The 23,808-nt window shown below is 64.9% G+C and carries 21 protein-coding genes; 12 read left to right on the top strand and 9 right to left on the bottom strand.

The genetic code is table 11. The features are described 5' to 3' along the window. Nucleotides 1–5: 5 nt before the first annotated feature. The 5 genes from N7590_RS13360 to N7590_RS13340 all read right to left on the bottom strand — a co-directional run bounded on the left by N7590_RS13360 (nt 6) and on the right by N7590_RS13340 (nt 6,660). The gene (locus tag N7590_RS13360) at nt 6–3,215 is read right to left on the bottom strand and encodes a CusA/CzcA family heavy metal efflux RND transporter (RefSeq protein WP_164240806.1); all 3,210 of its coding nucleotides are present in this window, start codon (nt 3,213–3,215) and stop codon (nt 6–8) included. A gap of 10 nt (nt 3,216–3,225) precedes the next feature. Next, a complete protein-coding gene (locus N7590_RS13355) occupies nt 3,226–4,431 on the bottom strand; it encodes an efflux RND transporter periplasmic adaptor subunit (protein ID WP_164240805.1) in 1,206 nt (401 codons plus the stop codon). Beyond that, complete coding sequence (locus tag N7590_RS13350; protein WP_164240804.1) at nt 4,428–5,681, bottom strand: TolC family protein; 1,254 nt, start codon at nt 5,679–5,681, stop codon at nt 4,428–4,430. The genes N7590_RS13355 and N7590_RS13350 overlap by 4 nt, the downstream gene beginning before the upstream one ends. A 56-nt stretch (nt 5,682–5,737) precedes the next feature. After that, complete coding sequence (locus tag N7590_RS13345; RefSeq protein ID WP_164240803.1) at nt 5,738–6,070, bottom strand: hypothetical protein; 333 nt, start codon at nt 6,068–6,070, stop codon at nt 5,738–5,740. A 188-nt stretch (nt 6,071–6,258) separates the two neighbouring features. Then, nucleotides 6,259–6,660 (bottom strand): RidA family protein, encoded by a 402-nt coding sequence (locus N7590_RS13340; RefSeq protein ID WP_164240802.1) that lies wholly within the window; start codon nt 6,658–6,660, stop codon nt 6,259–6,261. Nucleotides 6,661–6,768: 108 nt separating this feature from the next. Here N7590_RS13340 and N7590_RS13335 point away from each other — a divergent pair, with 108 nt between their 5' ends. Then, nucleotides 6,769–7,662, top strand: a complete 894-nt coding sequence (locus N7590_RS13335; RefSeq protein ID WP_164240801.1) for a LysR family transcriptional regulator — start codon at nt 6,769–6,771, stop codon at nt 7,660–7,662. A 26-nt stretch (nt 7,663–7,688) separates the two neighbouring features. Here N7590_RS13335 and N7590_RS13330 read toward each other — a convergent pair whose 3' ends face one another. Next, nucleotides 7,689–8,588 (bottom strand): hypothetical protein, encoded by a 900-nt coding sequence (locus N7590_RS13330; protein WP_164240800.1) that lies wholly within the window; start codon nt 8,586–8,588, stop codon nt 7,689–7,691. Next, the gene (locus tag N7590_RS13325) at nt 8,581–10,593 is read right to left on the bottom strand and encodes an AAA family ATPase (protein WP_164240799.1); all 2,013 of its coding nucleotides are present in this window, start codon (nt 10,591–10,593) and stop codon (nt 8,581–8,583) included. The genes N7590_RS13330 and N7590_RS13325 overlap by 8 nt, the downstream gene beginning before the upstream one ends. 346 nt (nt 10,594–10,939) lie before the next feature. Here N7590_RS13325 and rpmB point away from each other — a divergent pair, with 346 nt between their 5' ends. The 8 genes from rpmB to N7590_RS13285 all read left to right on the top strand — a co-directional run bounded on the left by rpmB (nt 10,940) and on the right by N7590_RS13285 (nt 18,807). Beyond that, nucleotides 10,940–11,176, top strand: a complete 237-nt coding sequence (rpmB, locus tag N7590_RS13320) for a 50S ribosomal protein L28 (protein WP_005411638.1) — start codon at nt 10,940–10,942, stop codon at nt 11,174–11,176. Nucleotides 11,177–11,186: 10 nt separating this feature from the next. Continuing rightward, complete coding sequence (gene rpmG / locus N7590_RS13315; protein ID WP_170272460.1) at nt 11,187–11,354, top strand: 50S ribosomal protein L33; 168 nt, start codon at nt 11,187–11,189, stop codon at nt 11,352–11,354. Between the two features lie 499 nt (nt 11,355–11,853). Continuing rightward, a complete protein-coding gene (locus tag N7590_RS13310) occupies nt 11,854–12,102 on the top strand; it encodes a hypothetical protein (RefSeq protein ID WP_053511240.1) in 249 nt (82 codons plus the stop codon). A 111-nt stretch (nt 12,103–12,213) separates the two neighbouring features. Beyond that, a complete protein-coding gene (gene cls / locus N7590_RS13305) occupies nt 12,214–13,632 on the top strand; it encodes a cardiolipin synthase (RefSeq protein WP_164240828.1) in 1,419 nt (472 codons plus the stop codon). 66 nt (nt 13,633–13,698) lie between these two features. Further along, nucleotides 13,699–14,331, top strand: coding sequence for a hypothetical protein (locus N7590_RS13300; RefSeq protein WP_164240798.1), 633 nt, complete (start codon nt 13,699–13,701; stop codon nt 14,329–14,331). Between the two features lie 105 nt (nt 14,332–14,436). Beyond that, a complete protein-coding gene (locus N7590_RS13295; RefSeq protein WP_164240797.1) occupies nt 14,437–15,858 on the top strand; it encodes an FAD/NAD(P)-binding protein in 1,422 nt (473 codons plus the stop codon). A 9-nt stretch (nt 15,859–15,867) separates the two neighbouring features. After that, complete coding sequence (gene uvrD / locus N7590_RS13290) at nt 15,868–18,060, top strand: DNA helicase II (protein ID WP_053451155.1); 2,193 nt, start codon at nt 15,868–15,870, stop codon at nt 18,058–18,060. Between the two features lie 192 nt (nt 18,061–18,252). Further along, nucleotides 18,253–18,807, top strand: coding sequence for a hypothetical protein (locus N7590_RS13285; RefSeq protein WP_279935598.1), 555 nt, complete (start codon nt 18,253–18,255; stop codon nt 18,805–18,807). Between the two features lie 85 nt (nt 18,808–18,892). Here N7590_RS13285 and N7590_RS13280 read toward each other — a convergent pair whose 3' ends face one another. Then, on the bottom strand, nt 18,893–19,039 hold the full coding sequence (locus N7590_RS13280; RefSeq protein WP_166671571.1) for a hypothetical protein: 147 nt from the start codon (nt 19,037–19,039) through the stop codon (nt 18,893–18,895). A gap of 186 nt (nt 19,040–19,225) precedes the next feature. Between N7590_RS13280 and N7590_RS13275 the strand changes: the two genes are divergently transcribed. After that, on the top strand, nt 19,226–19,672 hold the full coding sequence (locus tag N7590_RS13275) for a universal stress protein (protein WP_005411629.1): 447 nt from the start codon (nt 19,226–19,228) through the stop codon (nt 19,670–19,672). Between the two features lie 150 nt (nt 19,673–19,822). On the opposite strand, the gene N7590_RS13270 is transcribed toward N7590_RS13275, so the two are convergent. After that, on the bottom strand, nt 19,823–20,107 hold the full coding sequence (locus N7590_RS13270) for a DUF2782 domain-containing protein (protein WP_040006855.1): 285 nt from the start codon (nt 20,105–20,107) through the stop codon (nt 19,823–19,825). 98 nt (nt 20,108–20,205) lie between these two features. Between N7590_RS13270 and polA the strand changes: the two genes are divergently transcribed. Together polA and N7590_RS13260 are read left to right on the top strand one after the other, a co-directional pair. Continuing rightward, nucleotides 20,206–22,980, top strand: a complete 2,775-nt coding sequence (gene polA, locus N7590_RS13265) for a DNA polymerase I (protein ID WP_164240796.1) — start codon at nt 20,206–20,208, stop codon at nt 22,978–22,980. A 328-nt stretch (nt 22,981–23,308) separates the two neighbouring features. Further along, complete coding sequence (locus tag N7590_RS13260) at nt 23,309–23,788, top strand: YetF domain-containing protein (protein ID WP_008266839.1); 480 nt, start codon at nt 23,309–23,311, stop codon at nt 23,786–23,788. The last annotated feature ends 20 nt before the right edge of the window (nt 23,789–23,808 follow it).

Raw genomic sequence — 23,808 nt, 5'->3', positions numbered from 1 at the left:
ATGTTTCACCCCACCGCCCTTGGCTTGGCCACCCGTGCCGCGAAGGTCGGCAGCACCAGCAGGGTCAGCACGGTGGCGGTGATCAGGCCGCCGATCACCACCGTCGCCAGCGGCTTCTGCACCTCCGCACCGGAGCCACTGGCGATCGCCATCGGAATGAAACCGACGATCGCCACCAGCGCCGTGGTCAGCACCGCACGGATGCGGCTCGACGCGCCATTGATCGCCGCCTGCAGCGGCAGGTCACCGGCATCCAGGCGCTCGCGGATCGCCTGCATCAGCACCAGCCCATTCAAGGTGGCCACGCCGGAGACGGCGATGAAGCCGACCGCCGCCGACACCGAGAACGGCATGCCACGCAGCAGCAGCGCGAGAATGCCGCCGACCAGTGCCAACGGCACGCAGCTGAACACCAGAAGGGCTTCCTTGCCGCTGCGCAGGGCCATGAACAGCAGGCTGCCGATCAGCAGGAACACCACCGGCACCACGGTGGCCAACCGCTTTTCCGCGCGCTGCAGGTTCTCGAACTGGCCGCCCCAGGTCAGGTAGGCACCCGGCGGCAGTGCCACGTCAGCCACCGCGGCCTGTGCTTCACCCACGAAGCCACCCAGGTCGCGGCCACGCACGTTGGCCTGCACCACCACGCGGCGGCTGCCGTTGTTGCGGCTGATCTGGTTCGGCCCTTCGCTGACCGTGATGCGTGCGACCGACGACAGCGGAATCACCAGTCCCGACGGCGTAGCGATCGGCAACGAAGCCAGCTGGTCCGGATCGTTGCGCGAGGCATCGTCCAGGCGCACCACCACGTTGAAGCGGCGATCACCTTCGAAGATCTTGCCGGCTGCCGTACCACCAATGCCGGTGGACAGCGCATCACTCACATCCGCCGCGGTCAGCCCGTACTGCGCCGCCGCCACGTGGTCGATGGCCACGTTCAGCGTGGGCAGGCCGGAGATCTGCTCCACCCGCACGTCAGCCGCGCCCTCCACTGCACGCAGCTTCAACGCCACCTGGTCGGCCACCTTCTGCAGCTGGCTGAAGTCATCACCGAAAATCATCACCGCCAGGTCGGTACGCACGCCGGAAATCAGCTCGTTGAAGCGCAGCTCGATCGGCTGGCTGAACTCGAAGCTGTTGCCCAGCTGCTGCCCGGCCAGCGTTTCGAAGCGTGCCACCAGCGCGTCCTTGCCCAGCGTCGGATCCGGCCAGTCCTTGCGTGGCTTCAGCACGATCACGCTGTCGGAGATGTTGGTCGGCATCGGGTCGATGGCCGCCTCGGCGGTACCGGTGCGCGAGAACACGGTTTCTACTTCCGGCTGCTTGGCAATCGCCTTCTCCAGTGCCAGCTGCATCGCCAGCGACTGCTCCAGCGAAGTCGACGGCACGCGCAGGGCCTGCATCGCCACGTTGCCTTCGTCCAGCGTCGGCATGAACTCGCGGCCCAGCAGCGAGAACGAACCGATGCCTACCACCACCATCATCACCGCACCGGCCAGCACCGTGCGCGGATGCGCCACGGCCTTGCGCACCACCGGCTCGATGCGTGCGCGCAGCACGCGGATCAGCTTGGTCTCGTGCTCGCCATCATCGGCATGCGCATCGCCGTCCTTCACCTTCGGCTCGCGCACCAGCAGCGCGGCCATTGCCGGCACGAAGGTGAAGGAGAAGATGAAGGCACCGACCAGGGCCAGCATGAAGGTGGCCGCCATCGGGTGGAACGTTTTGCCCTCCACGCCTTCCAGGGTGAGGATCGGCGCGAACACCAGCAGGATGATCAACTGGCCGAACGCCGCAGGGCGCGCCATCTTCATGGCCGAATCGGCGGCCACGCGCAGGCGTTCCATCGCGGTCAATGCACGGCCCAGTTCGGTGCGGCGCTGGCCCAGCATCAGCAGGGTCGATTCGACCACGATTACCGCGCCGTCCACCAGGATGCCGAAGTCCAGTGCACCCAGGCTCATCAGGTTGCCGCTGATGCCGAAGCGGTTCATGCCGATCACCGCGAACAGGAACGACAGCGGAATCACCAGCGCGGTGATCGTCGCTGCACGCAGGTTGCCCAGCAGCAGGAACAGCACCACCACCACCAGCAGCGCGCCCTCGGTGAGGTTCTTGGCCACGGTCTTGATGGTGGAATTGACCAGCACGCTGCGGTCCAGCACCGGTGCCGCCACGATGTCGGCCGGCAGCGATGTGTTCACCTGTTCAAGGCGCGCGGCCGCGGCCTGCGCCACGGTGCGGCTGTTGCCGCCGGCGATCATCAGTGCGGTACCCAGCACGGCTTCATGGCCATTGCGGCTGGCCGCACCCAGGCGCGGCGCGCGGCTCAGCTCGACCTCGGCCACATCGGCCACGCGCACCACCACGCCGTTGCGGGTGGCCACCGGAGCCTGTGCCAGATCCTCGGTGGTCAGCGCCAGGCCATCGGCACGCACCACCAGGCCTTCGCCGGCACGCTGCACGAAACCGGCACCGGCCTGCACGTTGGAACGCTGCAGCGCGGTGACCAGGTCGGCCAAGCCGAGGCCATGCGCAGCCAGCCGGGCGCTGTCCGGATGCACGCCGTATTCCTTGACGTAGCCGCCGACCGTATCGACGCCGGCCAGCCCCGGGCTGGAACGCATCTGCGGCGCGATGATCCAGTCCTGCACGGTGCGCAGGTAGGTGGCGCGTTCTTCCGGCGTGCGCAACAGGTTGCCTTCCGGCGTGCGGTAGACCTCACCGGCCTGCCAGCCGGCTTCACCGGGCTTGGCCAGCCTGGCCGGATCGAACGTGGTGAAGTCCACTGTCCACATCAGCACTTCGCCGAGGCCGGTGGTGACCGGCGACAGCATCGGCGACGCGCCATCGGGCAGGTCTTCGGATGCCTCGCGCATGCGTTCGGCCACCTGCTGGCGGGCGAAGTAGATGTCGGTGGCATCGGTGAAGATCGCGGTGACCTGCGAGAAACCATTGCGCGACAGCGAACGCGTGGTGGTCAGGCCGGGAATGCCGGCCAGCGCGGTTTCCAGCGGATAGGTCACCTGCCGTTCGATCTGTTCCGGGGTCAGCGCCGGTGCCACCGTGTTGATCTGCACCTGGCGGTTGGTGATGTCCGGCACCGCGTCGATCGGCAGCTTGCCCAGCTGGAACAGGCCCACCGCAGCGATCAACGCCGCCATGAACACCACCAGCCAGCGGTGGCGCACCGCTGTTTCAATGATCAGCTTGAACATGGTCGCCTCCTCAGTGGCCGTGCTCGGCTTCGCCCTTGGCCAGTTCGGCCTTGAGCAGGAAGGCGTTGGCACCGACGATGCGCTCGTTGCCGGTCAGTCCACCGAGGATCTCGATGCGGTTGCCGGCCCTGCGCCCGGCCAGCACCGGCTGCGCCTTGAAGCCGCCGTCGACGGCGACGAACACCGCGCTGCTGCCATCAACGTTCTGCACCGCATCGGCGGGCACGCTGAGCGAACCGTCCTGGCCCTCGGTGACCACCACCGCCGAGACCGGCGAACCAGCCGGCGGCAGCGCGGCATTCACCGGCGTGGCACGGATCACCGCCACACCGCCCTGCTGGCGCACATCGGCGGCCGAACCGGTGACGGTGGCGGTGAAGCTGCCGCCCGGCACGCTCACTTCCAGCGTCATGCCCGGCGTGACCTGTGCGGCCAGCGCTGGCGGCGCGGTGAACACCAGCTCGTTCATCGCCGGATCGGCGACGTCGGCCACCGCGCTGCCGGCGGCAACCACGCCACCGGGAGTGACCTGCACGTTGCCGACGATGCCGGCCACCGGGCTGGTGATGCGCACGCGGCCACTGGCATCGGGTGCACCGTTGGCGGCGGCCTGGGCCTGCGCGGCGGCGGCCTGGGCCTGTGCTGCCAGCGAGCGGGCACGCGAGGCTTCCAGCTCCTGGCGGGCGACCACGCCCTGGTCGACCAGTGCCTTGTCGCGGCCATAGGCCAGGCGCGCGGCCTCGGCTTCGGCCGACGCAGCCAGCGCATTGGCGCGGAACACCGCAGCTTCGCCACTGACCACGATGGCCAGCGCCTGGTTCTGCTTCACCGCCGTGCCCGGCGCGACCAGCACGCGTTCGACGCGGCCGGTCACCGTGGAGGCGACCGAGGCACGTGCGCCTACCGACGGTTCGACCCGGCCGGACAGGCGGGTCGAACCGCCACCGCCGCGGCCGACGGCGACCACCTCGATACCGGACGCCTTGATCTGTTCCGGGGTCAGCTGCACTACGCCTTCATCGGCGTCGGCGGGTGCTTTGGCCGCTTCTGCCTTGGCTTCCTTGCTGTCGGCGGCGTGGCCGTGGCCATCGTCGGTACCGGCCTTGGCGGCGGTGGCGTCGGCCGCTTCGGGCGTCTGCGCATTGCCGGCGCAGCCGGCCAGGAACACGGTCAGCAGGAGGCCGCCGATCAGGGGGAAGGAACGGGAGAGAGTCATGGGGCCTCCACAAAAGGTGCGCGCCCTTCCAGGCGGGCAAGATCGATTTCCGCGCCGACGCGCGACAGGCGCGCGTCCACGGCGGTGCCGCGGGCGGCGATGAGAGCGCTGCGCGTGCTGCGCAGTTCCAGCTGCGAGATGCGTCCGGCATCGAAGCCGACGCGTGCGAGGCGATACGCCTCTTCGGCGGCGACCACGCTTTCATCGGCGGCGCGGGTACGGCTGCCGGCGGCCTTCAGTCCGGCCACGGCGGACAGGCGTTCGGCCTCGCTGTCGCGGCGCTGCTGGTCCAAGCGTGCCTCGGCCGCGCGGTGGTCGGCATTGGCGGCGCGGATGCCACCGCGGTTGCGGTCGAACAGCGGGATGCTGAGGCTGACCCCGAGGTTGTAGGCACGCTCGCCGCCTTCGCGAAAGCGGGTCTGCGCTGCGGTAACGCTGAGGTCAGGCAGGGCGCGCTTGCGCTCCACCTCGACCAGCTTGCCGGCTGCATCGGCTTCCGCTTCTGCGATACGCACCGCCAGTGCGGCGTCGGTGGCACCGCGCGGCAGCGGCGGGGCACGGTCGAGCAGGCTGTTGTCGATCGACTGCACCGGCGTATCCAGCAACGCGGCACCGGCCAGCCGCGCCAGCGCGGCGTCGCGGAACGCCTGTGCTTCATCCAGCGACGCCGTGGCATTGGCCACTTCGCTCTGCGCCTGCACCGCGCGCAGCTGCGGTTCGCGGCCCTGCTTGACCATCGCGTTGACGGCGGCCGCATCATCGCGGGTCAGGGCGAGCGCTTCGCTGGCGAGGGTGTAACGACGCAATGCACTTTCCGCCTGTGCGTAGACCACCGCCAGTTGACTGGCGACATCACTGCGGCTCTGCGAACCACGCAGGGCAGCGGCCTGTGCCTCGGCCCGGGCGGCACGGACGCGCGCGCCACGCTGGCCCCAGACCTCCAGCGGCTGGGACAGGGTGAGCACGGTGTCGGCCTTGCCCATGCCGCCATAGGAGCCGGTGCCCCAGGCATTTTCGGCCGAGTAGGAGAGGGAAGGGTTGGGCAACGCACGGGCCTGGTCGGCGCGCGCATCGGCGGCCTCGGCCAGTGCCGTGCCCACACGGGTGCCGGGCAGCTGGTCCAGGCGTTCAAGCAGGGTGTCGTAGGAGGGGGCGGCTTGCGCCATCACCGATGCGGCCGGGGCCAGGCCCAGCAGCACAGCGACGACCAGCCCGGCCGCGCGCGGCGACCGAGGTGTCAGGATCGACATAGGGGGATTCCGGTTGTGAGTGAAACGGGAGCCCGCAATCGCGGGACGCGCTCAACTCACGCCCGGGGAGGACGCGTCAATTCATCCTGGGCGACCGCATAGGTCGCCGCATCGCCTGCATTCATCCAGCGCGCCGGCAGTGGCGCACCGAAGGCAGCGAGGGTGCTGGCCGGCAGGCTCAGGTTGGAGTGGTGGCAGTGGTTGTGGCCACAGGCACCGACATGCTTGCCATCGATATCGCCATCGGAATCCGGCGCGGATTCCACGTGCACCGTGCTGGCGTGCGGTTCCACCGTGCACGCCAGCGCGTCGGCCACCGGCACGACCACGAACGCCGCCATCAGCAGCATCAGCAGGTACGAGCGAAGGTGGCGGGAGATCCGGCGCATGAAGGGGAGGCTAGCAAGCGGTTTTCGCCGGATACAATATCAATGGCCGCTTCGGGAATCCGTCGGAATCTCCCGTTCAGGTGGCGCGGCCTGGGGGGCTTTCTGCCTTGGTGGGTGCCGACTTCCTGCCCTGGTGGGTGTCGACCTTGGTCGACACGCCTTTCGATGCTGCCGGCCAGCGGCCGGCACTACCGCCGGTCTGCAGGCAGCTTCGCGATCACCTTGATCTCGAACTGGAACCCGTACAGCCAGGTCACGCCGATGCCGGTCAGGGTCGGGTGCGGCGCCTCGCCCCAGTACTCGGGCACGATCGCCCACGCCTTCTCGAAGTTTGTTTCCGGATCGACCAGGAACACGGTTACGTCGATCACGTCATCGAACGTGCAGCCTGCGGCAGCCAGCACCGCGTTGAGGTTGTCGAAGGCGCGGCGCACCTGCGCTTCGAAGTCCGGCTCGGGCGAGCCGTCCTCGCGGCTGCCGACCTGGCCGGAAACGAACAGGAAGCCATTGGAACGGATCGCCGGCGAGTAGCGGTTGCGCTCGTACAGGGCCTGGCGGCCGGTGGGGAAAACGACATCACGCTGTGACATGGGAAGGAATCGGTTGGGAAGAACGCCATCGTCCGCCCCTTCGCTGTCTGGATAAACCGCGATGATCGGCCTAGATTGGTTGCCAATCCCAAACAATAACGGCCTGTCATGGACCGCTTCGAGGCGATGCGGGCGTTTGCCCGGGTGGTGGAGACCGGCAGCTTCACCCGTGCCGCGCTCACGCTTCAGGTCAGCCGCACCACGGTCACCCAGCTGGTACAGCAGCTGGAGGCGCACCTTCGGCTCCGCCTGCTCAACCGCACCACCCGGCGTGTCAGCGTCACCGCCGATGGAGCGGCCTATTACCCGCGCATCGCCCGCCTGCTGGCCGAGCTGGAAGAGGTGGAGGGCGGGCTGGGCGATGCGGCCATCCAGCCGCGTGGGCGCCTGCGCGTGGATGTGCCCGGGCCGTACGCTCGGCTGCGGCTGGTGCCGGCGCTGCCGGATTTCCAGGCGCGCTACCCGGAGATCCAGCTGGACATCGGCGTGAGTGACCGCGAGGTCGATGTCATCGCTGACAACGTGGATTGCGTGATCCGTGGCGGCACCCCGGCCGACCCGGCGCTGGTGGCGCGGCCGCTCGGCGCGCTGCCGATCGGCTTCCACGCCAGCCCGGGCTACGTGCAGCGCTTCGGCCTGCCGGCCGATCCGCGCGCGCTGGAAGGGCCCGATCACCACATGGTCGGCTTCCTCAGCCCGCGCAGTGGCCGGGCCAGGGTGTTCAACGCTCAACGTGGCGATGAGCGCATCGAGGTGCAGGGCCGCTACACGATCGGCTTCGACGACGGCAACGCCTATCTGGCCGCTGCGCTGGCCGGGCTTGGCGTGGTCGCGCTGCCCAGCTACATGGCCGCGCCGCACGTGGCGCGTGGCGAGCTGCTGCCGGTGCTGCAGGACTGGCAGCTGCCACCAATGCCGATGCATGTGATGTTCCCGCCGAACCGGCACATGAGCCAGCGGCTGCGGGTGTTCATTGATTGGGTGGTGGAGGTGCTGGGGTGATGCGCCAAATTCGCAAAAAAAGAAGTCTATCTATTGAGGCACTTTCGAAGCGAAGCGAAATCAATGTTCTTCACAGCAATGCCCCGGCTCATCGCTAGAAACGGGCAATGAGATGCCAAAAAATTGTGTTGTATGTGGGAGACATGATCTACGACTTTTGATCTCAATGAATGATCATTAAGTGCGCGAAGGGAAGCTAACGTTGCATCGTTGAGGGTCGACACTGAATACAGCAGCATCGTCGCTGTAAGTTTTCTTCTAGCATTAAGAGGGTCTCGCCTGAGTCCATAAATTTCAATTGAATTTCTTCCTTTGGCGCTCCTGTTGGATCCGACTTTCCTTGCATATACATGCCCTTCGTTATCAAACTCCAAATGTAAGGTTGGATCGTCATTGCAGGGGTCGAGAAGAAGTCTATAAGGCTCTTCAGAGTTAATCGGGCTGCCGCGAGAGATTCGCTTTGATTCATCGATCAAAGGAAACAAGTTCCGCTTCCCACTGACCCTCACAGAGTTCTCTGTCTCCGGAAAGTCGCCGGCATGGATATGTGTTTCTCCGCGATTGCAGTGTTGGCACGAGTATATTAGGTTGCTCCAGTCGGCTCCGAGCCAGTAGTAGCCATCCCCCGAAATCTTTACTTTCCCCCTTTCATCAATTGTATCGAGACGGCCTTTTGGTCGGAAGTGTTCCACGTCACTTGCCGCACCCCCGTAGTCAATCTCACAGAACCCGCACTTATTGTTGAATAATTTTTTAAGGCGACTCTTGACTTCGGTCTTTGAGTATACTTTGTATGTAAATCCATTTTCTCTGTCATTTCCTTCGAAGTAATCGATGGCTAATTGCGTCTCGGAGGATCCATCGCTTGCTATGTCAGTTCGAAGGCAGTCTGGAATAGTGATGGTGCTTCTATTTATTTTAATCATGATTGTCTCGCATGCTCTCTGCAAGGCTCTCAATCAACGACAGGCTCTCTTCGGAAGTTAGATTGCTCTGATCTCCTCTCCTTCGAGTTGCGATAAATTTGTCAATTACTTTGTACATTATCCTGTCGCGTTCCAAGAGATGGGGGGCGTCAAACGAAGCCACCTGTAGTTCGAGTTCGCGAAGTCTATCTGGGTTAGGGTTGTCTGAATCAAGCAGGCCATAGTACTCGTCGAAAGTTTGCTTGAGGCGGAGGCTCAGTGTGCTGCCTAACCCAAAGTTTGGCGAGGTTAGTACCTCGTCAATTCTCATCATGTCAGTCGATTTTGGGGCGTTTCGAATGCTTGCGCCGCCCGACGAAGATCTGGTGATTATTGATATTTCATCATAATCAAAGTCTTGAAGGCAAAGTGGGTCATGCGTGGTTGTAATAAATTGGATGCGGGGAAACGCATCTCGGAGAGCGGGAACTATTCTCATCTTCCAGACGGGGTGTAAGTGATTCTCGATCTCATCTATTATTACTATTCCCTCCGCAGATGCTGAGTCTTCCCATTTATCAAACATTGTTTGCATGATGTCACAGGCCAAGCCAAGCATTGCCTTGTACCCGTGGCTTAGGGTACTCACGGGTCGCCTTTCTCCGTTAACTAGCATGTGAATTGACTTTTCTTCGTTTCCACTCGATGGGCGATCAATGATTACTTCGTCTGGTAGGTCGAGTATCTTCTTGATTGCCGCAGCAGCGTAATCGAACTTATGTGCTGGTAAGGCCATAAGCCAAGGTGCAGATTCTCTAAGGGGTGAGAATGGATCGAAGAGGTTAAGCGCTCTGGAGTCGTTTCTTTCCTGGGGGGGGATGTGATGAGCATTCGCTTGCAATCTGGTCGCCCCGTAGGCAAGCAACGTGACGTTGGACTCTTCTCGTCTTCTCTTTACTTTTCCATTCGGAAGGATCTTCGCCGAGTTGATCTTTGCGTTATCGAATCTAACAATTAACTCCCCGGGGCGTCCGGGGTGCGTTAGCATGCTGGTCGTGTCAATGTGGTCTACTAGAGACTGGCTGTCATACATTGCTACTGCAATGGCCTTGAGAATAGATGTCTTTCCGGTGCCATTCTCTCCAACCAATGCAATGCATGGTGCTCGGTTTGCGCTTCTGTAAGGAATCGACACTTCTATGTCGCCAAGGCCAAACAACCCAGAAATCGTTATTGAACTGACGAGAGGGAAACTGTCTGGGGTGCCGGGCGGAGATGCCTCTGAGGCCTCCTTTTTGACGGCACTCGGCTCCTCTCGCCGAAGTACGGGCCAGCTACGGGTCTGGCCTTTCAGGAGAGCGAAGTAACGTGCCATTCCTGCGAATTCTCGCGAGGCGCGTGAATTTTCTATCCACGATTCTCCTCGGCTACTAAAATGAGCTAGCGCCTGCTCTCTCTTGAGTAGTAAAGGGGATCGATTCAGTTTGATGGTTGCTATAGTGTGCTCGCCGAACAAACTTAGTGGAATCACTCTTCCGTCTCTGGTGTATTCAAGGTGCTTGGAAGGATCAAGCCTAAAGGGATTAATTATCAAGGGGACTTCTACCGCGTCGAAATCCGTGTGCACACCTACGGGGATTCTTTCGTTCACAACGGGGAAGTTGTTGCCCTTAAAGAAATTGCATTGCTGGCATGAGGGAAACAGATTATTCCAGTCGTAAGCAAGCCACCAATAGTGGGGGCTGGAGATGGTTCCCGACGCGTCAACGGCGCCGCTTGAAGGTCGAAATCGATCGATGACACTGTCTTCAGGATCCAAGAGTTGTTCGCAGTAGGCGCACTTCCCGTGGGATTCGATAAGAAGTGCACGCTTAAGCTCGCTTCGATGGAAAAAGTCAAATTGAGGGCGCGACTGTCTTACAGTGCGGATATCCAACTCGTAGTGCGACTTCGCTCTCTGAAGAACCTGTGCATATCTGGGATTCTGAAGTGCGGCGGGTTCTTGTGCTTTCTCAAGTCCTATCATGTTGACGCTCCCTAGTTGCTGCCCATCGGTCGTACAAAAATGAACCCCTAATGCAGGCTTATATCTTGCCTCTGTAGCTGAATGCACTGCTCGGAGCAAGGCTCCGCATGTGTGTGGGGGAGGGGGCGGCGGAGACGCTTGACTCTGCGCTTGCGCAAGTGCTTGAACCCGTGCATAATGCGCGGCTCGCTGTGTCCGGTTTTCTACCGGGCGGCGCCCCCGGGAGCACGTCCCCGGCCGCCCAACGCCAGCGTAACCCTTTGATTCTCTTGACGTGTGGTGGGCAACCACCGAGGCCGCCGTCTCCCGGGCTACGGGCTGACACAACTTACTATCGAGGTGCGCCATGTCCCGCGTATGCCAGGTTTCCGGCAAGCGAGTGCAGACCGGTAACAACGTCTCGCACGCCAACAACAAGACCCGTCGTCGTTTCCTGCCCAACCTGCACGAGCGCCGCTTCTGGGTTGCCAGCGAGAACCGCTGGGTGAAGCTTCGTGTTTCCGCGCATGCACTGCGCACCATCGACAAGAACGGCATCGATTCCGTTCTGGCTGAGCTGCGTGCGCGCGGCGAAAAGGTCTGAGGAGTAGACGATCATGGCAGGCAAGCGCGATAAGGTCCGTATGATTTCGACCGCCGGTACCGGTCACTTCTACACGACTGACAAGAACAAGAAGAACACCCCGGGGAAGATGGAATTCTCCAAGTACGATCCGGTCGTGCGCAAGCACGTCCCGTACAAGGAAGGCAAGATCAAGTAATCCGCAAGGATTGCTGGTCCCCGCGAAGAAACCCGCCCTTGTGGCGGGTTTTTTCATGCCTGGCATCCAGGTGGTGGGTACTGCCTGCATTGCCGTGGTGGGTGCCGACCGTTGGTCGGCATTGCAACACTCCCCGCGCAGGCTGTCGCCAATGGCGCCCTGCCTGGTGTGAAGGCCCGAATGCGATAAGTGATTGTTCCTACCGGTTCCGGCGCCTCGCGCGGTTCAAATCGATTGGAACGACGGGCGTGACCGTGCCCATGATGGCAAGCCGCTGCGGTTGCAGTGGCCGGGCTTGCAATCCCGAGGAATCGAGTGACGGTAAATTCGCCAGCCGCTGTCTCTGCTTGTGCAGCGGCTGGCGACCCGCTCTGCCTTCTGGCGGGCGGTGCGTGGGGGCCGCGTGCCCGCCGGTTTGTTTCCGTTGCTTGTTCCCCGGTATTGCAACCACGCATCGTCCGCCACCTTCACGGTGGCCAGATCCGTTGAAGGAGGTTGCATGAACACCCCATCACACCGGCAGGACCTGGAACTGGGCTGGCTGCGCCTGCAGCGCATGCTGGAAGGCATCGAGGGCATGGCGCTGCTGCTGTGCGACCACCACCTGGCACTGGCCAACGGCGCGCCGTCGCCGCTTCCAGAGACGCAGCTGGAGCGGGCCGCGCAGGCAATCGCCTGCATGGCGCTCAACGGCCGCCGCCACGCCGACTCGGTGCGCCAGCTGTGCGAGGTGCCGGTGCGGCATTGAGCCGTCCTGTAGAGCCGAGCCTACGCTCGGCTGCGCTACAGCAGTCGAGCAAGCTCGACTCTACACACCCCGCTGGGCAGAATGGCCCATCACCTCCCGACGGGCGACGCGATGCTGTTCGAGTGGTTGCTGGGTTCGTACCTGCTGCTGATCGACTGGCTGATCCGGCTGGTCGCGCTGTGCTGGATCCCCACCCGCACCACGCCGGGGGCGGCGCGCAGCTGGCTGCTGCTGGTCGGCTTCGTGCCGCTGCTGGGCCTGCCGCTGTACCTGCTGTTCGGCCACCCGTGGCTGTCGCGCGAGCGCATCCGCCGCCAGGCCGAGGCCTCGCAGGTCATCCGCGAGGAACAGGCACTGCAGCACCGCCTGCGCTGGACCCCGCAACCGGATACCGCCTGCGCCGAGATCGTGCCGCTGGTGCAGCGCCAGGGCGATTTCATGCCGGTGCACGGCAACGCGGTGGACCTGCTGACCGACTACGACGAATCGCTGCACACGCTGATCGCCGACATCGACCAGGCCGAAGACCGCGTGCACCTGCTGTACTACCTGATGTTCGACGACGCGGTGGGCGAGGCGGTGGTCGAGGCACTGCAGCGTGCGGCCGCACGTGGCGTGCAGTGCCGCGTGCTGCTCGACGCGGTGGGTGCCAAGCGCGGCCTGCGCGCCTATCGCAAGCGCCTGCAAGCGCGCGACATCGAAGTGCGCGCGATGCTGCCCGGTGGCCTGCGCTGGCGCCGCAGCGGGCGCATGGACCTGCGCAACCACCGCAAGATCGCGGTGATCGACAACGAAGTGGCCTACGTCGGTTCGCAGAACCTGGCCGGCCCCGGCTTCGTGCCCGGCCACCCGAACCGCGAGCTGGTGGCGCGCGTGCGCGGCCCGGCGGTGGCGCATCTGGAAGCGGTGTTCGCCAGCGACTGGTACATGGAAACCGGCCAGCGCCTGGACGTGATCGCCGATGTGCCCGAGTGCAGCGACGACATCGCAACCCAGCTGCTGCCCAGCGGCCCGGCCTACCCGTACAGCAACGCGCGTGATGCGGTGGCAGCGCTGATCCACCTGGCGCGGCGCAGGCTGGTGATGGTCACCCCGTACTTCGTGCCCGACGAAGCCACGCTGAGCGCGCTGCGCATCGCGGCGCTGTCCGGCGTGGAGGTGCAGCTGATCCTGTCGGCCAGCAACAACCAGCGGCTGACCTCGTGGGCGCAGGAGGCGTACTACGACGAGCTGCTGCGCTGTGGCGTGCGCATCGCCCTGTACGAACCGCAGTTCCTGCACGCCAAGCACATGAGCGTGGACGAGGACATCGCCGTACTCGGCTCGATCAACATGGATATCCGCTCGTTCGCGCTGAATGCCGAAATCGGCCTGATCTGCTACGACCGCGCGCTGGTCCAGCAGCTGTGCGCGATCGAGGACGGCTACCTGCGCGAGTCGCGGCAGCTGGACCTGCGGCAGTGGCGCAGCCGCCCGACGTGGCGGCGCAGCCGCGAAGGCATCGCACGGCTGGCCGATGCGTTGATGTGAGGAAGGCTAGCGAAGAACCGTTGCTAGATTCATTGAACATTATGTTGACAGGGAGCTATGGCCGTCATGAGCAATGAAAATCATGGACTGCAAATACTCGATGAAGGCGGAAATTTGCTCATTGAGGTTGGGCCATATGTTGTTGATGACGTGCAGGGCTTTGCTGCTGCCGTAGGGGCTGTCGCGTCGACCTGGGCTCAAACAGAGATCAATCTCTATTGCCTGTTTGCAGTACTGCTGAACACGACGCCGGAGGTGGCAGAGGCGAGGCTCAAGAAGTACGGCACTGCCAAGAAGGTGACCGATGAAGCACGGAGGATCGCCGTCGGGAACTTGACTGGTGTGGAGCTGCAGATTGTCAACGAAGCATTGGATTCACTGGACGCAGTTCGGCTCCTTCGCAATAGGGTTCAACATGACACTTGGGCACGAAAGGCAGCGGACAGAAAACGTCTCTACCGTGTTCACCGTGATCAATACCTTGCCTTTGCACTAAAGCTACTGGATGTCCAGCAACTGACTGGAACACCTGCTGAGAGCGAAGCAATCAGGGACGCCATGAGGTTCCCAGGGGAGATATCGGAGGGGTACTCCGTTCCAGAGGTCGAGAAAATCGCTAGGGATATCGATGGAGTCAGCAAGCTCTTGCTAAAGGCGATGTTCACCATCCGGATCAGTCAGGTGAGAGCATCTTCCTGAGCTAGGGCTCCCAGATTGCTGCCTCTTGCATTCTCCGGTTCCTTAGACTTCGAGATAAGGCTGTACCCATCCCGCCCGCTTCGGCACTCCGGCCTGTCATCGCCGATGGCCTACAATCGGCACATGACTGATTCACCGCGTAATGGCGAACTGGACCTGGCGATCATCGGTGGTGGTGCGGCCGGGGTGCTGGTGGCGATCCAGGTATTGCGCCAGGCCCGTGCGCCGCTGGCGCTGGCCATCTTCGAGCCGGCCTCGCAGCTGGCGCAAGGCATCGCCTATGCCACGCCGTGGCCGGAGCATCTGCTGAACGTGCCGGCGGCGAAGATGAGCGCGTTTGCCGACGCGCCCGGCGATTTCCTCGACTACCTGATGGCCGCCAATGCCTACCCGGGCGAGGCGCGCGAGGTGCTGGGCGAGCGCTACGTGTGCCGCCACTACTTCGCCGCCTACCTGCAGCAGCGCCTGCAGGATGCCGCCGCGGCCAGCCCGGCGCAGCTGCAGGTGATCGCGCAGCCGGTGCTGGGCCTGCAGCCGGATGACCATGGTTACCAACTGCAGCTGGGCGATGGCCAGACGCTGCACGCCGCACAGGCGGTGCTGGCCACCGGTAACAGCATGCGCCCGCTGCCGGTGGCCGGCGCCGATGCGCTGCCTGCCGACGATGTGATCGAGGCCTGGGACTACGACGGCGTACGCACCCTGGCCGGCGAGCAGGCCGTGGCCATTGTCGGCTCCGGCCTGAGCATGGCCGACACCGTGCTGGCGCTGGTCGCCGCTGGCCACAGCGGACCGCTGCACGTGATCTCGCGCCATGGCCTGCTGCCGTTGCCGCACGCGCACGGCGGCATGCCGAGCTTCGACCCGGCCACGCTGCTGCCGATGAACCTGCGCCAGCGCCTGCGTGCGTTGCGCCAGTTTGCCGGGCAGGCACAGGCCGAAGGCATGCCGTGGCAGGGCGTGATGGACCGCATCCGTCCGCACGGGCAGGCACTGTGGTGCAGCCTCGATGAGGCCGGCCAGCGCCGCTTCCTGCGCCATGTGGTGCGCTATTGGGACGTGCATCGCCATCGCATCGCTGAAGAGGTGGATGCGCAGTTGCAGGCGCTGCAGGACAGCGGCCAGCTGCGCATTCACCGCAGCCGCCTGCAACGCGTCTGGCGCGAGGGCGGCGCGGTGCAGCTGTCCGGCCGCGATGCCTCGGGCAATGAACAGCAGTGGACGATCGGCGGGGTGATCAACGCCACCGGCGTGGAAACCCGTGCCAGCGCGCTGCGCAATCCGTTGCTGCAACAGCTGCAGGCCGATGGGCTGGCCCGCCCTGGCCCGCATGGGCTGGGCCTGGACAGCACGGTGCCGGGCGATCGCCTGTGTGCCGCCGGTGGCCAGCCGCAGGCACGATTGGGCGTGCTCGGCAGCCTGCGCATCGGCAGCCTGTGGGAAAGCCTGGCCGTGCCTGAACTGCGTCAGCAGGCGCACGCACTGGCAACCCAGGTGGTCGCAGGAGCAGCGACGGCGATGCCGTAAAATGGGGGCATGGATGTCTCCCACCTGCTTGATGGCCTGAACCCGGCCCAGCGCGAAGCCGTCTCCGCTCCCCCCGGCCACCACCTGGTGCTGGCCGGTGCCGGTTCCGGCAAGACCCGCGTACTCACCCACCGCATCGCCTGGCTGCATGAAGTCGATGGCGTGCCGACCCACGGCATCTTCGCGGTGACCTTCACCAACAAGGCGGCCGGCGAAATGCGCCACCGCATCGACGCACAGCTGCCCAATGGCAGCCGCGGCATGTGGATCGGCACCTTCCACGGCCTGGCCAACCGCCTGCTGCGCCTGCACTGGCAGGACGCGAAGCTGCCCGAAGGCTTCCAGGTGATGGATTCGGACGACCAGCTGCGGCTGGTCAAGCGCGTGGTGCAGGCGCTGGAACTGGACGACGGCAAGTATCCGGCCAAGCAGATCGCGTGGTGGATCAACGCGCAGAAGGACGAAGGCCGCCGCCCGCAGCACATCCAGCCCGAACCGAACGACGCGTGGCTGGAAACCATGCGCCAGGCCTATATCGAGTACCAGGCACGCTGCGACCGCGCCGGCCTGGTCGACTTCGCCGAGTTGCTGCTGCGCGCGCACGAGTTGCTGCGCGACAACCCGGCGCTGCTGTCGCACTACCGCGCCCGCTTCCGCGAAATCCTGGTGGACGAATTCCAGGACACCAACGCCATCCAGTACGCCTTCGTGCGCGTGCTGGCCGGTGATTCCGGCCACGTGTTCGTGGTCGGCGACGATGACCAGGCCATCTACGGCTGGCGCGGTGCCAAGGTGGAGAACGTGCAGGGCTTCCTGCGTGACTTCCCGGGCGCGCAGACCATCCGCCTGGAACAGAACTACCGCTCCACCGCCAACATCCTCGGCGCCGCCAACGCGGTGATCGCGCACAACCCCGACCGCATCGGCAAGCAGCTGTGGACCGACAGCGGTGACGGTGAGCCGATCGACCTGTATGCCGCGTACAACGAGATGGACGAGGCGCGCTACATCGTCGAGCGTGCCCGCCAGTGGGTGCGTGACGGTGGCAGCTATACCGAAGTGGCCGTGCTCTACCGCAGCAACGCGCAGTCGCGCGCGCTGGAAGAAGCGCTGCTGAGCGAGCAGGTACCGTACCGCGTGTACGGTGGCATGCGCTTCTTCGAGCGTGCCGAAATCAAGGACGCGCTGGCCTACCTGCGCCTGCTGTCCAACCGCAACGATGACGCGGCGTTCGAGCGCGCGGTCAACACGCCCACCCGTGGCATCGGCGACCGCACGCTGGACGAAGTGCGCCGCGAGGCGCGCGCGCAGGGCATCTCGCTGTGGGAAGCGACCATGCTGGTCACCCAGGGCAGCGCGCTGGCCGCACGTGCGCGCAATGCGCTGGCCGGCTTCCTGGTGCTGGTCAACGAGCTGCAGGCGCAGACCCTGCACATGACCCTGGCCGAGCGCGTGGACCACGTGCTGGCCCGCTCGCAGCTGCGCGAGCACTGGAGCAAGGAAAGCCGCAACGCGCTGGATTCGGAATCGCGCACCGACAACCTCGACGAACTGGTCTCGGTGGCTTCGCGTTTCGTACGCCGCGCCGACGACATCGAGGAAGTGGGCGAGGACATGGACGAGCTGGTCGCGTTCCTGGCCTATGCCGCGCTGGAGGCCGGTGAGGGCCAGGCGCAGGCGGGCGAGGACGGTGTGCAGTTGATGACCCTGCACTCTGCCAAGGGCCTGGAATTCCCGCTGGTGTTCCTGGCCGGCCTGGAAGAAGGCCTGTTCCCCAGCGCACGCTCGCTGGAGGAAAGCGGTCGGCTGGAAGAAGAGCGCCGCCTGGCCTACGTGGGCATCACCCGCGCGCGCCAGAAACTGGTGCTGAGCTACGCCGAATCGCGTCGCATCCACGGCCAGGACAACTACAGCCTGCCGTCGCGCTTCCTGCGCGAGATCCCGCGCGAACTGCTGCATGAAGTCCGCCCGAAGGTGCAGGTCTCGCGGCCGGCCTCGCTGGGCAGCAGCCGGGTGATGGGCCATGCCTCGATCGAGGCACCGCCGCTCAAGCTCGGCGCACTGGTCACCCATCCCAAGTTCGGCGAAGGCATGGTGACCGACTACGAAGGCAGCGGCGCGCACGCCCGCGTGCAGGTCGAATTCGCCGACGCCGGCAGCAAGTGGCTGGTGATGGCGTATGCCAACCTGACGGTGATCTGATCACCGTCGAGGGGCCGGGAATTCCTGTAGAGCCGAGCCATGCTCGGCTGCTTCTGGCGGGAAGGCAGTCGAGCAAGCTATGCCGGTCGTCCTGACCGGCACCCTTCGGGCCGTCGCAAGCGACGTTGGCAGCGGCTCCTGCCGCTACCTTGGACTCTACAATGGGGCCTGACACCTTCCAGGAGCGCCCCCATGACAGAACCCACGCTGCACGTCACCGTGAAGTTGAACGCCCGGCTGCAGCCGGAGCACCGCCATGAACTGTTCGAGGATCCGCTCGATGCGCTGCTGCAGGCGGCCCAGGTGGGCGAGCTGACCGGCGGCGGGACCGCGATGTCCGACCTGGGTGAGGTCGAGTACGGCGATATCGAAGTAGCGCTGGTCGATGCCGCCGGCGTACCGAAGCTGTTTGATCTGCTGGAGCAGCTGGGTGCACCGAAGGGCTCGCAGCTGCAGGGTGCGGGCGAGGCCGACCGCAGCTTCGGCGTGACCGAAGGCCTGGGCATCTACCTGGACGGGCTGACCCTGCCGGACGAAGTCTACGAGCAGTGCGATTCCAACCACGTGTTCGAACAGCTGTCGGAGAACATCGACGGCCTGGGCGAGATCTGCAGCTGGTGGCAGGGCCCGACCGAGACCGCGCTGTACATGTATGGCGAATCGTTCGAGGCAATGCGTGACGCGATCGCTGGATTCGTGGCCAGCTACCCGCTGTGCCAGAACGCACGCGTGGTGCAGATCGCCTGAACAAAGCAACGGTAGAGTCGAGCTTGCTCGACTGCTTCTACCCGCAAAGAAAGCAGTCGAGCAAGCTCGACTCTACGGCAGCCCGTTAGCGGCCGGCCGCCTGCCGCGCGTTGTCGCGCAGCGCCATGTCCTTGCCGATCTGGTAGCCGCCGAACAGCACCGCCAAGGCGATGATCGCGGCGACCAGGATGGACTTCTGGGAACTCCAGGCGGGCGGTTTGTTGTCCTGCATGTCGGTCGTCCTTGAGCGCGGCACTGCGCCGCCCGCCGAGCATGTGCCGCACTGGCCGGCGCGTGCAAGCGGGCGATGCTCGCGTGCCGCTGCGCGGCGCCGGATTGATCCTGCTCAAGGCACGGCCTGCACATCCGGTGTGCAATGGTGTCGTTCCCATCTGGCAGATCGCTACGGAGCCCCACCATGTACAAGCGCATCCTGATTGCCACCGACGGGTCCGAGCTGGCCGACAAGGGCCTGGCCAAGGGCCTGGAGCTGGCCAAGGACCTCAATGCCGAGGTCGATATCGTGACCGTTTCCGAGCCGTGGGCCGTCGGCATGTACGACGCCATGGGCTGGAGCGTGGGCTACATGAACAGCCCCGAGTACAAGGCCGACCGCGAGGAAGGCGCGCAGAAGGTACTGCAGCCGGCGCTGGCCAAGGCGGCCGAACAGGGCATTACCGCCAATCCGGTGCATGTGCTGGACCGCTATGCGGCCGACGGCATCATCGAGACGGCGGGCGAGCGCAACAGCGACCTGATCGTGATGACCTCGCATGGCCGCCGTGGCGTCACCCGCGTGCTGCTGGGCAGCCAGACCGCCGAAGTGCTGGCGCGCAGCACCCTGCCGGTGCTGGTGATCCGCTGATCCACACCCGTTGATTCAAGCGTTCCCGGGGAGGGGACCCGACGCCGGCCGCAGGATGCGCGCCGGCGTTGTTTTTTGTGGGGGATCGGGAGGGCCATATCCACGCATGGCGTGGATCTACTGAATCGCGGGGATCCGCCCCCGGTCACATCACCAGCTGTAGAGCTTCCAGTACACCGGCGACACGCCGTCCTTGTCGTTGTCGAAACGGCCGTCGCCGTTCTTGTCATACATGTAGTACGGCGCGCCGCGCGACGGGGTCACCTTGACCATGCGCAGCTGGCCGGACACGCGGTATTCCTCGATGGTGTCACCGTTGTCCATGGTGCGCTTGGAGACATCGGCGCCCTTGACGTCCACCGGGGGAGCACCTGCACCACCCATGCTGGCGCAGCCAGCGAGCAGGAGCACGGAAGCCAGCATCAGGGTCTTCATCGGCGGGGGCCTTTGCCTGGATAGAGCCCTGATTATGCCCCATCGCCGGGTGCGTGCCGTGTCGTCGCGGTGCAGGCACGGGCGCGTAGAATCGGCGCATGAGCAGATTAGTCCTGATCGACGGGTCCAGTTACCTGTACCGCGCGTTCCACGCGCTGCCGCCCCTGTCCAATGCACAGGGTGAACCCACCGGCGCGCTGTTCGGCGTGGTCAACATGCTGCGCTCGACGCTGAAGGAACGCCCGGCCTACGTCGCGTTCGTGGTCGATGCGCCCGGCAAGACCTTCCGCGATGACCTGTACGACCAGTACAAGGCCAACCGGCCGCCGATGCCCGACGAGCTGCGCAGCCAGGTCGAGCCGATGTGCCGCATCGTCGAGGCGCTGGGCATCAGCATCCTGCGCATCCCCGGCGTGGAAGCCGACGATGTGATCGGCACGCTGGCCCTGCAGGGCCTGGCGCAGGACCTGAAGGTGACCATTTCCACCGGCGACAAGGACTTCGCCCAGCTGGTGCGTCCGGGCATCGAGCTGGTCAATACCATGACCGGCAGCCGCATGGATTCGGACGCGGCAGTGATGGACAAGTTCGGCGTGCGTGCCGACCAGATCATCGATCTGCTGGCGCTGATGGGTGACACCGTCGACAACGTGCCGGGCGTGGAGAAGTGCGGGCCGAAGACCGCCGCCAAGTGGCTGGCCGAGTACCAGCACCTGGACGGGGTGATGGCGGCCGCGCCGACCATGAAGGGCAAGATCGGCGAGAACCTGCGCGCCGCACTGGAGCGGCTGCCGCTGAACCGCGAGCTGGTGACCATCCGCACCGATGTGGCACTGGACGCCAGCCCGACCACGCTGGCCCTGCGCGAGCAGGACGTGCCGGAGCTGACCGAGCTGTATACGCGCTACGGCTTCACCCAGGCGCTGAAGGAACTGGGAGCACCGCTGCCGGCGCCCACCGCTGCCAGTGAGGCCACCCCGAGCCTGCGCGGTACCGCCGCCGGCTTCGCCCGTGGCAGCGCCGAAGCGCCGGCCGCCGGCACGCTGGACCCGGCGCTGGCCGCGCCCGGTGAATACGAGACGGTGCTGACCAGCGAGCAGCTGCAGGCCTGGGTCGAGCGCCTGCAGCAGGCCGACCTGATCAGCTTCGATACCGAGACCGATGCGCTGGACGCGATGCGTGCGCGCCTGGTCGGTGTCAGTCTGGCCGTCGAGCCGGGCAGGGCCGCCTACGTTCCGGTCGGCCACGACTACCCGGGGGCGCCGGCGCAGCTGCCGATGCAGCAGGTGCTGGACGCGCTGCGCCCGGTGCTGCAGGACCCGGCGAAGAAGAAGCTGGGCCAGCACGGCAAGTACGACCTGCATGTGCTGCGCCGCCACGGCGTGGACGTGCAGGGCTACCACGACGACACCATGCTCGAGAGCTTCGTGCTCAACTCCACCGCCACCCGCCACGACATGGACTCGCTGGCCCTGCGCTACCTGGGCTACAGCACCATCAAGTTCGAGGACGTGGCCGGCAAGGGCGCCAAGCAGATTCCGTTCTCGCAGGTGGGCATCGACGAAGCCAGCCGCTATGCGGCCGAGGACGCCGACATCACCCTGCGCCTGCACCACGCGCTGCAGCCGCAGCTGCTGGCCGAGCCGGCGCTGGACAGCGTGTACCGCGACATCGAGATGCCGCTGGTGCCGGTGCTGGCCAGCATCGAAGCCAATGGCGTGCGGATCGACACCGACGAACTGCGCCGGCAGAGCCAGGACCTGTCCTCGCGCATGCTGGCCGCGCAGCAGAAGGCCACCGAGCTGGCCGGGCGCAGCTTCAACCTGGATTCGCCCAAGCAGTTGCAGGCGGTGCTGTTCGATGAGCTGAAGCTGCCGGCGGTGGTGAAGACCCCCAAGGGCCAGCCCAGCACCAATGAAGAGGCGCTGGAGGCGATTGCCGAGCAGCACGAGCTGCCGCGGGTGATCCTGGAGTACCGCGGCCTGGCCAAGCTGCGCAGCACCTACACCGACAAGCTGCCGGAGATGGTCAACCCGGACACCGGCCGCGTGCACACCAGCTACCACCAGTCCGGTGCCGCCACCGGCCGCCTGTCCTCATCGGACCCGAACCTGCAGAACATCCCGATCCGCACCGAGGACGGCCGCCGCATCCGCCGCGCGTTCGTGGCGCCGGAGGGCTTCCAGCTGCTGGCGGCCGACTATTCGCAGATCGAGCTGCGGATCATGGCCCACCTGTCCGAGGACCCGGGCCTGGTGCGTGCCTTCGAGCAGGGCGCCGACGTGCACCGTGCCACCGCTGCCGAGGTGTTCGGGCGCACGCTGGAGGAAGTGACCCCGAACGAACGCCGTGCCGCCAAGGCCATCAACTTCGGCCTGATGTACGGCATGAGCGCGTTCGGCCTGGCCCGCAACCTGGGCATCGACCGTGGCCAGGCGCAGGACTACGTGGCGCTGTACTTCAGCCGCTACCCGGGCGTGCGCGACTTCATGGAGCGGATGCGCCAGCAGGCCCGCGACCAGGGCTACGTGGAAACCCTGTTCGGCCGCCGCCTGTACCTGAACGACATTCATGCCCGCAACCAGGGCCTGCGCGCGGGGGCTGAACGCGCGGCGATCAACGCGCCGATGCAGGGCACCGCCGCCGACATCATCAAGCGCGCGATGGTGGACGTGGACCAGTGGCTGCGTGACAGCGGCGCACCGGCACGGATGATCCTGCAGGTGCACGATGAACTGGTGTTCGAAACCGAAAGCAGTTTCGTCGAAGACTTGCGTTTGCAGGTGGTGGAACGCATGTCGCAAGCGGCCAAACTGCGGGTGCCGCTGGTGGTCGATACCGGTATCGGCAGCAACTGGGACGAGGCGCACTGACCCCGTTTCAGGCCGAAAACGACGTGAATTTGTTCATCAGTCGGAGGTTTCTGACTCGATCATGAATGTTCCCCCGATTGAAGTTCATTAAATTGGGCCCCTTCACGAACCGTTAGTGTTCGGAGTGCTTCTATAACTCTCGACAGGCGCAATGCCTGTTGTGGATCTCTCCCATCCCCTGGAGCAGATCTCGGAACGGGGACTCCTCCCCAAGTGCCCGTTCCCCGGCCCCGTTGACCTCCCCCTGGTCAGCGGGGCTTTTTATTTGTGCCGTTGCCAGACGCAATCGTCTGCGCCACGCTGGGCCACCGCTCCGCAGGGGAAAACGATGCCCGATCTGTTCGCACTGGCGATGCCGTGGTGGGAGTTCATCCTGCGCGCGGTGGTGGTCTATGTCGTAGTGCTGGGCATGGTCCGGCTCAGCGGCAAGCGCGCGCTGGGGCAGATCACGCCGTTCGACGTGCTGCTGATCGTGCTGCTGGGCAATGCCGTACAGAACGCCCTGCTGGGCACTGACACCTCGCTGGGCGGCGGCCTGCTGCTGGCGGCGACCCTGATCCTGCTCAACTACGGGGTGGGCTGGGTCAGTACCCGCAACCGGCGGATCGAGCGCCTGGTGGAGGGAGAGCCGGTGGTGATCGCGCGCGATGGCCGCCTGTTCGACACCGTGCTGCGTCGCGAGCAGGTCACCCGCGCCGATTTCGAGGCGGCCATGCGCCAGCAGGGCTGCCTGGGTGTTGAGGATGTCGAACTGGCCCTGCTGGAGATCAACGGGCACATCACCATCATCCCCAGGAAGAGCACCTGACCTGGTAGCGCCGAGCCTGG

This window comes from Stenotrophomonas sp. GD04024 (assembly GCF_029837545.1).
Classification (GTDB): domain Bacteria; phylum Pseudomonadota; class Gammaproteobacteria; order Xanthomonadales; family Xanthomonadaceae; genus Stenotrophomonas; species Stenotrophomonas forensis.
This window is presented reverse-complemented; position numbering and strand designations above follow the sequence as displayed.

Bases quoted from the DNA above. Each gene is read 5' to 3' on its own strand.
- N7590_RS13270 (WP_040006855.1), bottom strand. From the start codon at position 20,107: ATGAAGACCCTGATGCTGGCTTCCGTGCTCCTGCTCGCTGGCTGCGCC.
- N7590_RS13345 (WP_164240803.1), bottom strand. From the start codon at position 6,070: ATGCGCCGGATCTCCCGCCACCTTCGCTCGTACCTGCTGATGCTGCTG.
- N7590_RS13275 (WP_005411629.1), top strand. From the start codon at position 19,226: ATGTACAAGCGCATCCTGATTGCCACCGACGGGTCCGAGCTGGCCGAC.
- N7590_RS13355 (WP_164240805.1), bottom strand. From the start codon at position 4,431: ATGACTCTCTCCCGTTCCTTCCCCCTGATCGGCGGCCTCCTGCTGACC.
- cls (WP_164240828.1), top strand. From the start codon at position 12,214: ATGCTGTTCGAGTGGTTGCTGGGTTCGTACCTGCTGCTGATCGACTGG.
- N7590_RS13260 (WP_008266839.1), top strand. From the start codon at position 23,309: ATGCCCGATCTGTTCGCACTGGCGATGCCGTGGTGGGAGTTCATCCTG.
- N7590_RS13340 (WP_164240802.1), bottom strand. From the start codon at position 6,660: ATGTCACAGCGTGATGTCGTTTTCCCCACCGGCCGCCAGGCCCTGTAC.
- N7590_RS13280 (WP_166671571.1), bottom strand. From the start codon at position 19,039: ATGCAGGACAACAAACCGCCCGCCTGGAGTTCCCAGAAGTCCATCCTG.
- polA (WP_164240796.1), top strand. From the start codon at position 20,206: ATGAGCAGATTAGTCCTGATCGACGGGTCCAGTTACCTGTACCGCGCG.
- N7590_RS13295 (WP_164240797.1), top strand. From the start codon at position 14,437: ATGGCCTACAATCGGCACATGACTGATTCACCGCGTAATGGCGAACTG.
- N7590_RS13325 (WP_164240799.1), bottom strand. From the start codon at position 10,593: ATGATAGGACTTGAGAAAGCACAAGAACCCGCCGCACTTCAGAATCCC.
- N7590_RS13350 (WP_164240804.1), bottom strand. From the start codon at position 5,681: ATGTCGATCCTGACACCTCGGTCGCCGCGCGCGGCCGGGCTGGTCGTC.
- rpmB (WP_005411638.1), top strand. From the start codon at position 10,940: ATGTCCCGCGTATGCCAGGTTTCCGGCAAGCGAGTGCAGACCGGTAAC.
- N7590_RS13335 (WP_164240801.1), top strand. From the start codon at position 6,769: ATGGACCGCTTCGAGGCGATGCGGGCGTTTGCCCGGGTGGTGGAGACC.
- N7590_RS13285 (WP_279935598.1), top strand. From the start codon at position 18,253: ATGACAGAACCCACGCTGCACGTCACCGTGAAGTTGAACGCCCGGCTG.
- N7590_RS13310 (WP_053511240.1), top strand. From the start codon at position 11,854: ATGAACACCCCATCACACCGGCAGGACCTGGAACTGGGCTGGCTGCGC.
- uvrD (WP_053451155.1), top strand. From the start codon at position 15,868: ATGGATGTCTCCCACCTGCTTGATGGCCTGAACCCGGCCCAGCGCGAA.
- N7590_RS13330 (WP_164240800.1), bottom strand. From the start codon at position 8,588: ATGATTAAAATAAATAGAAGCACCATCACTATTCCAGACTGCCTTCGA.
- N7590_RS13360 (WP_164240806.1), bottom strand. From the start codon at position 3,215: ATGTTCAAGCTGATCATTGAAACAGCGGTGCGCCACCGCTGGCTGGTG.
- N7590_RS13300 (WP_164240798.1), top strand. From the start codon at position 13,699: ATGAGCAATGAAAATCATGGACTGCAAATACTCGATGAAGGCGGAAAT.